Annotated in this window: 10 protein-coding genes; 6 read left to right on the top strand and 4 right to left on the bottom strand. The window is 70.2% G+C overall.

The genetic code is table 11. The features are described from left to right. The first annotated feature begins 26 nt into the window (after positions 1–26). On the top strand, positions 27–965 hold the full coding sequence (locus ACFLIM_RS07515; protein WP_393163357.1) for an NAD(P)H-binding protein: 939 nt from the start codon (positions 27–29) through the stop codon (positions 963–965). Between the two features lie 24 nt (positions 966–989). Then, the gene (locus ACFLIM_RS07510) at positions 990–1628 is read left to right on the top strand and encodes a TetR/AcrR family transcriptional regulator (RefSeq protein WP_393163355.1); all 639 of its coding nucleotides are present in this window, start codon (positions 990–992) and stop codon (positions 1626–1628) included. A gap of 24 nt (positions 1629–1652) precedes the next feature. On the opposite strand, the gene ACFLIM_RS07505 is transcribed toward ACFLIM_RS07510, so the two are convergent. Both ACFLIM_RS07505 and ACFLIM_RS07500 read right to left on the bottom strand, forming a co-directional pair. Continuing rightward, positions 1653–3707: a SpoIIE family protein phosphatase gene (locus ACFLIM_RS07505; RefSeq protein WP_393163354.1), complete on the bottom strand. Its 2055-nt coding sequence runs from the start codon at positions 3705–3707 to the stop codon at positions 1653–1655. A 143-nt stretch (positions 3708–3850) separates the two neighbouring features. Beyond that, a complete protein-coding gene (locus tag ACFLIM_RS07500) occupies positions 3851–5680 on the bottom strand; it encodes a glycoside hydrolase family 15 protein (protein ID WP_393163353.1) in 1830 nt (609 codons plus the stop codon). Between the two features lie 150 nt (positions 5681–5830). On the opposite strand from ACFLIM_RS07500, the gene ACFLIM_RS07495 reads away from it, so the two are divergent. Then, on the top strand, positions 5831–6478 hold the full coding sequence (locus tag ACFLIM_RS07495; RefSeq protein ID WP_393163351.1) for a nucleoside/nucleotide kinase family protein: 648 nt from the start codon (positions 5831–5833) through the stop codon (positions 6476–6478). A 14-nt stretch (positions 6479–6492) separates the two neighbouring features. On the opposite strand, the gene ACFLIM_RS07490 is transcribed toward ACFLIM_RS07495, so the two are convergent. Then, positions 6493–7761 (bottom strand): MFS transporter, encoded by a 1269-nt coding sequence (locus ACFLIM_RS07490; protein ID WP_393163349.1) that lies wholly within the window; start codon positions 7759–7761, stop codon positions 6493–6495. Continuing rightward, entirely contained in the window at positions 7762–8241 is a 480-nt protein-coding gene (locus ACFLIM_RS07485) for a MarR family winged helix-turn-helix transcriptional regulator (protein ID WP_393163347.1), read from the bottom strand. A 437-nt stretch (positions 8242–8678) separates the two neighbouring features. Here ACFLIM_RS07485 and ACFLIM_RS07480 point away from each other — a divergent pair, with 437 nt between their 5' ends. Genes ACFLIM_RS07480 through ACFLIM_RS07470 form a run of 3 tightly spaced genes read left to right on the top strand, consistent with a single transcriptional unit; the run spans position 8679 to position 12873 of the window. Beyond that, on the top strand, positions 8679–11018 hold the full coding sequence (locus ACFLIM_RS07480) for a beta-xylosidase/alpha-l-arabinosidase (protein ID WP_449291466.1): 2340 nt from the start codon (positions 8679–8681) through the stop codon (positions 11016–11018). Further along, positions 11015–12001 (top strand): ABC transporter permease, encoded by a 987-nt coding sequence (locus tag ACFLIM_RS07475; protein WP_393163343.1) that lies wholly within the window; start codon positions 11015–11017, stop codon positions 11999–12001. The genes ACFLIM_RS07480 and ACFLIM_RS07475 overlap by 4 nt, the downstream gene beginning before the upstream one ends. Continuing rightward, positions 11998–12873, top strand: a complete 876-nt coding sequence (locus ACFLIM_RS07470; RefSeq protein ID WP_393163341.1) for a carbohydrate ABC transporter permease — start codon at positions 11998–12000, stop codon at positions 12871–12873. Before ACFLIM_RS07475 ends, ACFLIM_RS07470 begins: the two co-directional genes overlap by 4 nt. The last annotated feature ends 30 nt before the right edge of the window (positions 12874–12903 follow it).

Raw genomic sequence — 12903 nt, 5'->3', positions numbered from 1 at the left:
ACCGGTGTTCACGACAGAAGGCGAAGATGATGTCCGGCGATCAGCATCCGATACTCGTCACCAGCGCCGCGGGCACCACCGGAGGCGTCGGCGGGATGGTCGTGCGCAACCTGCTGGCGCGGGGCCTGCCGGTGCGGGCCTTCGTCCGCAGGCGAGACGCGCGGGCGGACGCTCTCCGCGCGGCCGGCGCCGAGGTGTTCGCCGGCGATCTGACCCGTGCCGGGGACGTCGCGCGCGCCCTCGACGGTTGCCGGCGCATGTACTTCGCGATGACCGTGTCGCAGCAGTACCTGGAGGCCACCGCCGCCGCCGCGGCCGCCGCGCGGGCCCACGGCCGGCTGGAGATCTTCGTGAACATGTCGCAGCTGACCGTGTCGCAGATGGACCTGATGAGCACCGTCGAATCCGAGCAGCAGCGGCTGCACTGGCTGGGGGAGCAGGTCCTGAACTGGTCCGGGCTGCCGGTCACGCACGTCAGGCCAACCGTCTTCATGGAGAACCCGCTGTTCCAGACCATCGCCGCGAAGTCGATCCGCGAGGACGACGAGATCCGGCTGCCCTTCGGATCGGGCCGCACCTCCCCGGTCGCGGCCCGCGACGTCGCCGACGTGGTCACGGCCGTCCTGACGGATCCCGCGTCCCACGCCGGACGCGTCCACGAGCTGACGGGGGCCGCCGCCCGCGATCTCGGCGTCCTCGCCGCCGAGTTCTCCGTCGCGCTGGGCCGGAACATCGTCTACGTGGATGTGCCGTACGACGAATGGGCCCGGCGCGAGCTGGGCGGACTGGGCCTGCCCGAGCATGTCGTCGAGCATCTGGGCAAGATGGCGCGCCTGCACGCGCTGAACCGGTACGACCGCGCTACTTATGACATCCAGAAGATCCTCGGAAGACCACCGTCGAGCATCGCGGACTTCGTCGCCCGGAATCCCGCCCTCTTCACGGCCGGCTCACCGCATCTCTAGAGTCAGCCACTAGTGTCTAGGCTCGTGAGTGACGTCAAGAGGCCGAACAAGAAGGCACAGAAGTCGGCGGAGACCCGGCGGCGGATCCGGTCGGCGGCCGGGGAACTGTTCATGGAGCAGGGGTACGGCGCGACCACGCTGCAGCAGGTCGCCGATCGCGCCGAGGTGGCGGTGCAGACCATCTACTTCGTGTTCGGCAACAAACGCGCGCTGCTCAAGGAGTTCGTCGACGTCGCGATCGCGGGTGACGATCAGCCCATCGCGACCATGGAGCGGGCCTGGTTCAAGGAGGCACTGGCCACCGGAACCGCCGAGCGGCACCTGCGGTCGCATGTGGCGGGGACGCGGGCCGTACTCGAACGGGTTGCGGCGATCACCAGGCTGCTCGAAGTCGCGGTGGCGTCGGATCCGGACCTGGCCGAGTTGTGGCCCCAGCAGGAGGACCCGCGCTACGTCGTCCATGACACCGCTGCCAGGAGCTTGATGAGCAAGCCGGGCGCCCGCCTCGACGTGTCCCCCGAGCGGGCGGCCGACCTGCTGTACGCCGTCCTGAGTCCCGAGCTGTACCTGCTGTTCGTCCGTGATCGGGGGTGGCGGCCGGAGGAGTTCGAGCGCTGGGCCTCCGGCACCCTCCGCACCCAGCTCTGCGCGGACCGGCGCTGACCGGCCGACCGTGAACGCGCCGGCTCAGCGGTCCGACACGAGGGTGCGGGCGACGAGGAGGGCGACGTCGTCCTCGGAGGAGGTGCCTCCCACCATGGTGTCGATCACCTGGGTGCAGAGGTTCTCCAGCGGGAGCACGGCCCGGGCCAGGGCGGCGCGGAGGCGGTCCATGCCCGTGTCGATGTCGGCCTCGCGGGTCTCGATCAGGCCGTCGGTGTAGAGGGCGATCAGGGTGCCCTCGGCGAGTTCGAGTTCGAGGGACTCGTAGGGGCCGATGCCCAGGCCGATCGGGGTGCCGCTGGGCAGGTCGGGGAAGGAGACGTCGCCGGTGGGGTCGACGAGAGCGGGTGGCGGGTGCCCGGCCGCGGCCATGGTGCAGCGCCGGGTGGCCGGGTCGTAGACCGCGTACAGGCAGGTGGCCCCCATGGCGATGAGAGGGTAGCCGTCGGTTTCCTCCTCTTCCTGGCGTTTGGCGATCAGGGCGTCGAGGTGGGTGAGCAGTTCGGCGGGCGGCAGGTCCATGTACGCCAGGGTGCGCACGGCGGTCTGCAGGCGTCCCATCCTCGCGGCGGCGTTGATGCCGTGCCCGGTCACGTCGCCCACCACCAGGGCGATCCGGTCGCCGCGCAGGGGGATCGCGTCGAACCAGTCGCCTCCGACGCCGTCGTGGATGTCGGAGGGGAGGTAACGCGAGGCCACCTCCACGGCACCGCCGCCGGTCAGGTTGCGCGGCAGGAGGTGGCGCTGCAGCGCGAGGGCGGCCGTGCGCTCGCGGGTGTAGCGGCGGGCGTTGTCGAGACTCAGCGCGGCGCGGACGCAGAGCTCTTCCGCGATCATCAGGTCGTCCTTGGTGAAGGCCGCGGCGTTGTCGTTGCGGACGAACACGGTGACGCCCAGGAGTTCGCCGCGAGCCTTCAGCGGAACGACGATCAGGCTGTGCATTCTCGTGCCGTGAATGATCTCCGCCCTGGCCGGGTCCTGGTCGAGCCAGGTGCCGGGTGAGATGTCCAGGACCTCTTCGTAGTGGGGCCGTCCCGAGGCCAGGACCTCGGTGAAGGGGGACGACGGAGGCACGAAGACCGCTTCCCCGACCGCCCAGAGGGATTCGGGGACTCCTTCGTGGATCGAGGCCACGCCCAGGCGGCGGAACACGGGGATGCTCACGTCCGTGGCGGGCAGTCGTTGCAGGGGTTCGACGTCCGGGAGGGCCGACTCGGCGAGGTCGACCGTGACGTAGTCCGCCAGCACCGGCACGGCCAGGTCCGCCAGTTCCTGCGCGGTCTTCTGGATGTCGAGCGTGCTGCCGATCCGGATGCTGGCCTCGCGGAGCAGCGCCAGGCGGTCGCGCGCCCGGCTGTGGCTCATGTCGATGGCCTGCGAGCACACGCCGAGCGGCCGCCCGTCCACGCCTTCGAGGCGGAAGAGGGAGGTCGACAGGGTGCGCTCCTCGAGCCCGTCCGGCGAGACCCAGCGGGCCTCACGGTCGATCATGGGGTTGCCGTCGGTGAACACCCGCCGCATCGCTCCCGCCGCGGCCTCGACGTCGGTCCCCGGCAGGGGCTCGGCCAGTGAGCGGCCGACCCGGTAGTGGGGGAAGACCCGCTGCAGGCTCCGCGCCGCGTCGTTCAGCCAGACGCACCGGAGGTCGCGGTCCCAGAGGGCCATGGCCAGCGGGGAGCGGTTGATGAACGGCTCCAGCAAGCTCGCCGCTCGCTCGGTGACCTTCGCGGCCGCCGCCGTCGCCGACAGGAGCCAGGCGTCGGTTCCTTCCGGCACGCGCAGCCGGGAGGCTTCGACGCGCACCAGGACCCTGTGGCCGTCGCGGTGGCGGGTCTCGGCGAGGCCGGACCAGTGCTCCCGGTCACCGAACCTGCCGGCCCAGTCCGAGATCCGCGCCGCGCGGTCGCCGGGCATGAGAAGCACCGCCCCGGACCGATTGAGCACCTCGGCGGGACGGTATCCGAGAAGGTCCTCCGCGGCTTGCGTCCATCCGATCACGGTGCCCTCGTCGTCGATCACGGCGACCGCCGGAATATTCTCTTCTGCCGCGCCGCCCGCCGTAGTGTCAGGTGCGGCCATATCAACATCCATCCACGCGTTGAGCCAGCCCCTGCAAGTCTGCATAATACCGCTGACCTGCGGTGATTCTTGATCGGTTCTTATCGCGGCGGATGCGGACCGCTGTGGGAGCGCGCATTGGAGTCGATCGTGTGGGGAACGGCCTAGCCGAGGGCGTGGTCGAGGTTGAAGGCCGCGCTGATGAGCGCCAGGTGGGTGATGGCCTGGGGGAAGTTGCCCAGTTGCTCGCCGGTGTGCCCGATCTCCTCCGCGTACAGGCCCAGATGGTTGGCGTAGGTCAGCATCTTCTCGAAGGCCAGGCGGGCCTCGTCGAGGCGGCCGGCGCGGGCGAGGGCCTCGACGTACCAGAACGAGCAGATCGAGAACGTGCCCTCCGGCCCCTCCAGGCCGTCCGGGCTGGCTTCGGGGTCGTAGCGGTACACCAGCGAGTCGGAGACCAGGCCGCGGCCGAGGGCGTCGAGGGTGGACAACCACTTGGGGTCGGTGGGCGAGACGAACTTGGCCAGCGGCATCATCAGGATCGAGGAGTCCAGGACGTCCGCGTCGAAGTGCTGGATGAACGCCTGCAGCTTGGCCGACCAGCCGCGTCGCATGATGTCGCGGTAGATCGCGTCGCGGGCCAGCCGCCAGTGCGGGATGTCGGCTGGCAGGCCACGGTGGGTGGCCACCCGCATGGCGCGTTCGATGGCGACCCAGCACATCAGCCGCGAGTAGACGAAGTTCTTGCGTCCGCCGCGGGTCTCCCAGATCCCCTCGTCGGGCTGGTCCCAGTTGTCGCAGACCCAGTTCACCAGCGTGCACACCTCGTCCCAGCGGTCGCTGGAGATCGGGTTGCCCCATTTGTTGTAGAGGTAGATGGAGTCGATGAGTGCGCCGTAGATGTCCAGCTGGAGCTGGTCGGCGGCGGCGTTGCCCACGCGTACCGGTGCGGATCGCCGGTAGCCCTCCAGGTGGGTCAGCTCGTACTCCGGCAGGTCGCGGCGGCCGTCGATGCCGTACATGATCTGCAAAGGCCCGGTACGGTCGTCGTCGCCGAGCTGGACGTGCTTGGACAGGAACCCCATGAAGGCCTCGGCCTCCTCGGTGAAGCCCAGCCTGAGCAGCGCGTACACGCAGAACGCGGCGTCGCGGACCCACACGTAGCGGTAGTCCCAGTTACGCGCGCCGTGATACTGCTCCGGCAGGCTGGTCGTGGGCGCGGCGACGATCCCGCCGGTCGGCGCGTACGTGAGCAGCTTCAGCGTGAGGGCCGACCGGTGGACGACCTCCCGCCACCGGCCCCGGTAGCGCGAGGCGGACAGCCAGTTCCGCCAGAACCGCACCGTGGCGGCGAACTCCTCCTCCGCCTCCTCGATCGGGCAGCCCCGCGGCCTGACCCCGTCGCCGATCTTGTCGAGGGCGAACACCGCGTGCTCGCCCTCCAGGAGCTCGAACCGGGCCCAGGCGTCCCGCCCGTCGGTCTCGACGGGCACGCTGGCCGACAGGGCGAGGGAGAGGAACTCCGACGTGAAGGTCGTACGGGATCCGTCCTGCAGGACCGTGTGGGGTTGCCTGGCGTAGTCGAAGCGGGGCGCCACCCGGGCGCGGAACGGCAGCTTGCCGCGTACGCAGAAGACCCGGCGGATCAGCCGGTGCCGGTCACCCTCGCTGGACTCGTCGGCGATCGGCATGAAGTCCTGGATCTCGCCCACCCCGTCGATGGCGAAGAAGCGGGTGATCAGCACGTTGGTGTCGGGGAAGTAGAACTGCTTGGTCCTGGCCGGTGTGTCGGCGCACAACTCGAACGACCCGCCCTGGTCGGCGTCCAGGATCGAGGCGAACACGCTGGGGGCGTCGAAGCTCGGACAGCAGTACCAGTCGATCGTGCCGTTGGTGCCCACGAGCGCGACCGTGCGCAGATCGCCGACCAACCCGTGCTCGCCGATCGGCAGATACCGGGGGTCGTCGAGGTAGCCCCACGCTCCATCCGTCATATCCGTTTCTTCTGCCCTCATCCCCCCAAAATACGCAGCTCAGCGGCCTGACAGGCTCTGCTGTTCGTCAAGGGGCCGCAGATCTTCGCGGAGTCGAGGCGCTGTACAGTGCCTGTCTGGAGGTGCGCGATCCGGGATGAGACGAACGCCGTGAACACCGCGGTGACCGGTGCGGAGTTGCTCCGGCGCGTCCACGGCCTGGCCGCCGGGGGTGAGCGGGTGGTGATCGGCATCGCGGGATGCCCGGGCGCGGGCAAGTCGACGCTGGCCGGCTGGCTGGTCGACCGCCTCACCTCGGCCGGGCTGCCGGCCGTGTGGGTGCCGATGGACGGCTTCCACCTGGCCGACGTCGAGCTCGAACGCCTCGGCCGGCGGGGCCGCAAGGGCGCCATGGACACCTTCGACGCCCGCGGGTACCTGGCGTTGCTGCGCCGCATCCGCGCCGAGACCGCCACCGTCGTCTACGCCCCGTCGTTCGACCGCGAGATCGAGCAGCCGATCGCCGGCGCCATCCCGGTGCCGCCGGCCACGCGGGTCGTCGTCAGCGAGGGCAACTACCTCCTCGCCGCCGACGAGCCATGGCCGCAGGTACACGCGGCCATGACCGAGGTCTGGTACGCCGACCTCGACGACCGCGTCCGCCTGGACCGTCTCATCAAGCGGCACATCCAGTTCGGCAAGACCCCCGACCAGGCCGCCCGCTGGGTCGCCGAGGTCGACGAGCCCAACGCCGCCCGCATCCGCACCACCCGCGAACGCGCCGACCTGCGAGTGGACATGGACGCACTGGGGATCTAGCCACCGGACAAGGATCAGGTGGGGGTGCCCGCGCCGGCCTCGGCGGCCTCCGTCAGCTCGGCCTCTGGCTCGCCCGTGCGGGCGTGCGCGTCGAGCTCGGCCTGGTTGCGCTCGGCGCGGGCCAGGTCGCGGTGACCGGTGGCGAGGATGGCGATCCCGACCAGGATCGCGCAGGCGCCGATGACGAAGGGCACGTGTACGTTGAAGTGCTCGGCCAGCTGGCCCGCCGCGAACGGGGCCAGGCCGCCGCCGATGAAACGCACGAACCCGTACGCCGCCGAGGCCACCGGCCGCTCCACCGGCGCGACCATCATCACGGCCTGGGTGGTCAGCGTGTTGTTCACGCCGATGAACACCCCTGCCACGATCACCGCGGTGACCAGGACCGCCCGGTTGTCGACGAAGGCCGCGACGACGAAGACGTTGATCGCGAACAGCGCGAGGTTGCCGTAGAGCGTACGCGCCAGCCCGAGCCTGCGCTGCAACCAGGGCGCGCCGGCCACCGAGAAGATCGCCACCATCAGGCCCCAGCCGGTGAAGACAAGGCCGAGCTGGATGGCGTCCAGCCGCATCGGAAAGGGGGCGTAGCCGAGGACGGTGAAGAAGCCCCAGTTGTAGCACAGGGCGGTCAAGCTCATGATCAGCAGGCCGCGGTGGCGCAGGGCCCTGATCGGGTCGAGGAGCGAGGTCTTGCGGGCGGGCCTGGGCTGGGGGCGTACGAGTGAGATGGTGGCGAGCAGCGCGAGGGTCATCAGCACCGCGACGCCGTAGAACGGGCCGCGCCAGCTGATGTGGCCGAGCGCGCCGCCGAGCAGCGGGCCGACCGCGATGCCGAGGCCGAGCGCGGCTTCGTACAGGATGATCGCGCCGGTGAAGCCGCCGCTGGCGGCGGCCACGATGACGGCCAGGGAGGTCGCGACGAAGAGCGCGTTGCCGAGGCCCCAGCCCGCGCGGAAGCCGATGATGCCGCCGATGCTGTCGGTGGAGCCGGCCAGGGCGCTGAACACGACGATCAGCACGAGACCCGCGATCAGCGTCCACTTGGCGCCGATACGGCTGGAGACCCAGCCGGTGACCAGCATGGCGACCGCCATCACCACCAGGTAGCTGGTGAACAGCAGCGTCACCTGACTCGGCGAGGCGTGCAGGTCGGAGGAGATGGCGGGCAGGATCGGGTCGACGAGCCCGATGCCCATGAAGGAGATCACGCACGCGAACGCGACCGCCCAGACAGCTTTGGGCTGCCGGAACGGGCTGGGCGCGCCCGCTTTGGCCACTGTCATTCAGTTGCTCCGGAGGTCGGGGGTGGGGGTTTCTGGTACGGCGGCCGGGTCGATGGCGGTCAGGGCGCGGGCCGTCAGCCGGTCGAGGGCGGGCAGCGCCGCGGCGATGGCGGCGCGGTCGGCCTCCGGCAACTCGGCGAGCAGCTCGGCCAGCCGCTTGGCCTGCGCGGCCCGGCGCCTGGCGAGTTCCGCCTGCCCGTGCTCGGTGATGGCGACCACCACCACGCGGCGGTCCGCCGGGTCGGGCAGCCGTTCGGCCAGGTCTTCGCGCTCCAGGCGCGAGATGAGCTGGGTCATGGCGGGCTGGGTGACGCCTTCGAGGGCGGCCAGCTCGGTGATCCGGCGCGGGCCCAGGCGTTCCAGGCTCGCCAGCGTGGACAGGGCGGTGATCGACAGGTCCCTGGGCACGTCGAGCAGGCGCATCATCGTCCTGACGCGCGCCAGGCCGGCCGCGAGCTCCAGCTCCTCCATATAAGGCATGTCCGGATCCATAAGGGATTTATATCATCGATTCATATAAGTTCCGTATGTAGTTGACGCGGGTGGAAGGCGGGGTGCGGCCACGGCGCCCCCGTCCGCGGCGTTGGAGAAGGCGAGAACGGCGCCGATCACCCGGGCCTGGCCCAGCGCGATGGTCAGGCCGAGGCCGTGATCGCGGCCGCGTTCCGCGGTCCCGGTCTGTAAGCGCTGCGGGCCGCCGGCTACCCCCTGGCGAGCTTCCGAAAGTTTCGGGAAACTTGCCGCCCGATTAAGCCTGATCGAGGCCGGGAACCCCGTAGACGGCGGTCGATCAGGATCTGAAACTTAGCAGTTGGTGGCACTCTTGACACGTGTCAATGCACCCCTTTATGTTGCCGCAATATTAACGGGCTTTCTTTGAAAGTTTCGGCGTCAACATCATTGGCTGAAGGGATGGCATGAGGGCCCACGCACCAATCGAGACAAGCCCTGCGACCGAGCGGTGGCGGGACACCCGGTTGTCTCCCACCGAACGGGCCGAGGCGCTCATCCCGCTCATGACGCTTGAAGAGAAGGTAGCCCAGCTCGTCGGGGTGTGGGTCGGCGCCGACGCGTCGGGGGGAGGCGTCGCCCCGCACCAGACCGACATGGCGGCCGGCCCGGACTGGGACACGGTCATCGGCAGCGGGCTCGGCCAGCTGACCCGCCCGTTCGGGACCGCGCCGGTCGATCCCGTCGCGGGCGCGCGGTCGCTGGCCACGTCCCAGGCGCAGATCGTGGCGACCAGCAGGTTCGGGATCCCGGCCCAGGTGCACGAGGAGTGCCTAACCGGTTTCGCCGCCTGGCGGGCGACCGTGTACCCGGCGCCGCTGAGCTGGGGGGCGTCCTTCGACCCCGAGCTGGTCGAGGAGATGGCCGGGCGGATCGGCCGGTCCATGCGGGCCGCGGGCGTCCACCAGGGCCTGGCCCCGGTCCTGGACGTGACCAGGGACTACCGCTGGGGCCGTACCGAGGAGACGATCGGCGAGGACCCGTACCTGGTCGGGACGATCGGCGCGGCCTACGTGCGGGGGATGGAGGGCGCCGGGGTCGTCGCCACGCTGAAGCACTTCGCCGGCTACGCCGCCTCCCGGGGCGGCCGCAACCTCGCTCCCGTGGAGATGGGACGCAGGGAGCTGGCGGACGTCGTGCTGCCGCCCTTCGAGATGGCGCTCCGCCTCGGCGGGGCACGGTCGGTGATGAACTCGTACGCCGAGATCGACGGCGTTCCGGTGGCGGCCGACGAGGACCTGCTGACCGGGCTCCTGCGGGACGAGTGGGGATTCACCGGCACGCTGGTCTCGGACTACTTCGCGATCCGGTTCCTGGAGCGCCTGCACGGCGTGGCCGCGGGGGCGTCGGACGCGGCCGGGCTCGCCCTGCGGGCCGGGATCGACGTCGAGCTGCCCACGGCCGACACCTTCGGCGCCCCTTTGATCGACGCGGTGAAGGACGGCTCGGTCGACGAGGCGCTGGTCGACCGGGCCCTGCGCCGGGTGCTAGCGCAGAAGGCCGAGCTCGGCCTGCTCGACGAGGGCTGGCAGAGCCTGCCGGACGACGTCGAGAGCCTCCGCCTCGACGACGAGCCCGGCCAGGACCTCGCCCTGCGCCTGGCGCGGCAATCCATCGTGCTGCTGCGCAACACCGGCGGCATCCTGCCGCTGGCCGCCCATCGGCGCGTGTCACTCGTGGGCCCGGTCGCCGACGACCCGATGGCGATGCTCGGCTGCTACTCCTTCCCCGCGCACGTGGGCGGGCATCCCGAGCACGGGCTCGGACTGGACCTCCCGTCGCTGCGCGAGGCACTCGGCCGGATCGTCCCGGATCTCACGTACGTGCCCGGTTGCGGCATCACCGGCGACGACACCTCGGGCATCGCGGCGGCGGCCGCCGCGGCCGCGGAGAGCGACGTGTGCGTGCTCGCCGTCGGCGACCGGGCGGGGCTGTTCGGACGCGGCACCTCCGGCGAGGGCTGCGACGCCACCGACCTGCGCCTGCCGGGCGTCCAGTCCGAGCTCGTCCGCGCCGTGCTCGCGACCGGCACCCCGGTGATCCTCGTGCTGCTCGCCGGCCGCCCGTACGCGCTGGGCGCGGAGGCCGACGCGGCCGCGGCCATCGTCTACGGCTTCTTCCCCGGCCAGCGCGGCGGCCAGGCGCTGGCGGAGGTGCTCACCGGCGCGGTGAACCCGTCCGGCCGGCTGCCGGTCAGCGTGCCGCGCGACGCCGGCGGCCTCCCGGCGACCTACCTGTCGCCGTCGCTGGGCCACCGCTCGGAGGTGTCGTCGGTCGACCCGACCGCCGCGTTCCCGTTCGGGCACGGGCTGAGCTACACGACCTTCGAGTGGGAGCTCCTCGACGCGGACGCGGCCGACTGGCCGGTGGACGGCGAGGTCACCGTAGGCGTCACGGTCCGCAACACCGGCTCGCGGCCCGGCGCGGAGGTCGTCCAGCTGTACCTGCACGACCCGGTCGCGCAGACGACGCGGCCGGTGGTCCGCCTGATCGGCTACGCCCGCGTCCCGCTGAAACCGGGGGAGTCGGCACGCGTGACGTTCGAGGTCCCGGCGGACGTCACGTCGTTCACCGGGTTGCGCGGCACGCGCATCGTCGAGCCGGGCGACGTCGAGCTGCGCTTCGGCCGGTCGAGCGCGGACGTGCGGGCGGCCGTGCCGCTACGCCTGACCGGCGCCGAGCGCGCGGTCGGGCAGGACAGGAAGCTGCTGGCGACGGCCGGCGTCACACCGGAGGGCGCGGGATGAGCACGACCAGGACGCTGGACGACCCGCCGCCGGGCACCCGCCCGGCGCGGCCGGACCCCGGCCGCCGCAGGCGCGCGCGGCCGGGCACGTGGCGGCACGCGATCCGCCGCGACTGGCAGCTGTACTCGCTGGCGATCCTGCCGCTGCTGTTCTTCGTGATCTTCCGGTACGGCCCGATGATCGGCAACGTGATCGCCTTCCGGCGGTTCGAGCCCGGCGGCAACGTCTTCGGCGAGTCCTGGGTGGGCCTGCGATACGTGAAGATGTTCCTGAGCGACCCGACGTTCTGGAACGTGTTCACCAACACCCTCGTCCTCGGCACGCTGACCCTGCTGTTCTGCTTCCCGCTGCCGATCATGCTCGCGCTGCTGCTCAACGAGGTGCGCAACCGGCGCGTCAAGCGGTTCCTGCAGTCGGTGTCCTACCTGCCGCACTTCCTGTCGATGGTCATCGTGGCCGGCATCGTCATGCAGATGCTGGCCGTCGACGGGCCGGTGAACCAGATCGTGAAGGCGTTCGGCGGCGAGGCCACCGCGTTCATGCAGAAGCCGGACTGGTTCCGCACGATCTTCGTCTCGTCGGAGGTCTGGCAGACCGTCGGCTGGGGGACCATCCTCTACCTGGCCGCGCTGACGACCATCGACGAGCAGCTCTACGACGCGGCCCGGATGGACGGCGCCAACCGGTGGCGGCAGATCTGGCACGTCACCCTGCCGGGCATCCGCCCGACGGCGGTCACGCTGCTGATCCTCAACATCGGCACGTTCATGACCGTGGGCTTCGAAAAGGTCCTGCTGCTGTACAACCCGCTGACGTATCCGACCGCGGACGTGATCTCCACGTACCTGTACCGCATGGGCGTGGAGTCCAGCAACCTGAGCTATGCCGCCGCGATCGGCCTGTTCGAGGCAGTGGTCGGGGTGGTGCTGATCGTGTCGGCGAACCTGATCTCCCGCCGCACAGTAGGGACGAGCCTGTGGTGACGATTGCCAAGAGCCGTGGCTACCGCGTGTTCCAAGGGATCAACGCCGTCATCCTGACCGGCGTCGTGATCGTGACGCTGTATCCCTTCGTCAACATCATCGCCCGCTCGTTCAGCGAAGAGCGCTACATCATCACCGGGCAGATCAACCTCATCCCGCGCGGGTTCAACCTCACGACGTACCGGATCGTGGTCTCCGACCCGATGTTCTGGACGAACTACGGCAACACCGTGGTGTACACCGTCGTCGCCACGGCCGTCGCGATGCTGCTGACGACCTGCTATGCGTACGTGCTGTCCAAGAAGGACCTCAAGGGCCGTACGTTCCTGATCTGGGTGGCCGTCTTCACCATGATCTTCTCCGGCGGCCTGATCCCCCAGTACGTGCTGGTCAACAGCCTCGGGCTGACGAACTCCATCTGGGCCATCGTCCTGCCCAACGCCATCAGCGTCTTCAACCTCCTGGTCATGAAGGCGTTCTTCGAGGGCCTGCCGGGCGAGTTGGAGGAGGCGGCCGCCATCGACGGCCTGAGCACCTACGGCATCCTGTGGCGGGTGGTGCTGCCGCTGTCGAAGGCGGTCATCGCCACGATGGTGCTGTTCTACGCGGTCTCGTTCTGGAACTCGTGGTTCACGGCGTTCCTCTACCTGAACGAGACGGAGTTGTTCCCGGTGACCATCTACCTGCGCAACCTCATCGCGGGCGCCACCGGCGCCGAGTCCGCCGGCGCGGGGCTCTCCGAGGTGACGCAGGCCGCGTCCAACATCCAGTCGGTGACGATCATGCTCACCGTCCTTCCCATCCTCGCGGTCTACCCCTTCGTCCAGAGGTACTTCGTCTCCGGAGTCATGCTCGGCGCGGTCAAGGGCTAGCCCTGTCCACCCCCCACGGCAAAGGAATCT

Origin of the sequence: Nonomuraea marmarensis (genome assembly GCF_043197025.1) — a bacterium.
Classification (GTDB): Bacteria; Actinomycetota; Actinomycetes; order Streptosporangiales; family Streptosporangiaceae; genus Nonomuraea; species Nonomuraea marmarensis.
The sequence above is the reverse complement of the archived record's forward strand: the minus strand, read 5'-3'. Positions and strand labels throughout refer to the sequence as shown.

Coding starts and splice junctions, on each gene's coding strand:
- ACFLIM_RS07515 (WP_393163357.1), top strand. CDS start 27: ATGATGTCCGGCGATCAGCATCCGATACTCGTCACCAGCGCCGCGGGC.
- ACFLIM_RS07505 (WP_393163354.1), bottom strand. CDS start 3,707: ATGGCCGCACCTGACACTACGGCGGGCGGCGCGGCAGAAGAGAATATT.
- ACFLIM_RS07500 (WP_393163353.1), bottom strand. CDS start 5,680: ATGACGGATGGAGCGTGGGGCTACCTCGACGACCCCCGGTATCTGCCG.
- ACFLIM_RS07490 (WP_393163349.1), bottom strand. CDS start 7,761: ATGACAGTGGCCAAAGCGGGCGCGCCCAGCCCGTTCCGGCAGCCCAAA.
- ACFLIM_RS07485 (WP_393163347.1), bottom strand. CDS start 8,241: ATGCCTTATATGGAGGAGCTGGAGCTCGCGGCCGGCCTGGCGCGCGTC.
- ACFLIM_RS07480 (WP_449291466.1), top strand. CDS start 8,679: ATGAGGGCCCACGCACCAATCGAGACAAGCCCTGCGACCGAGCGGTGG.
- ACFLIM_RS07475 (WP_393163343.1), top strand. CDS start 11,015: ATGAGCACGACCAGGACGCTGGACGACCCGCCGCCGGGCACCCGCCCG.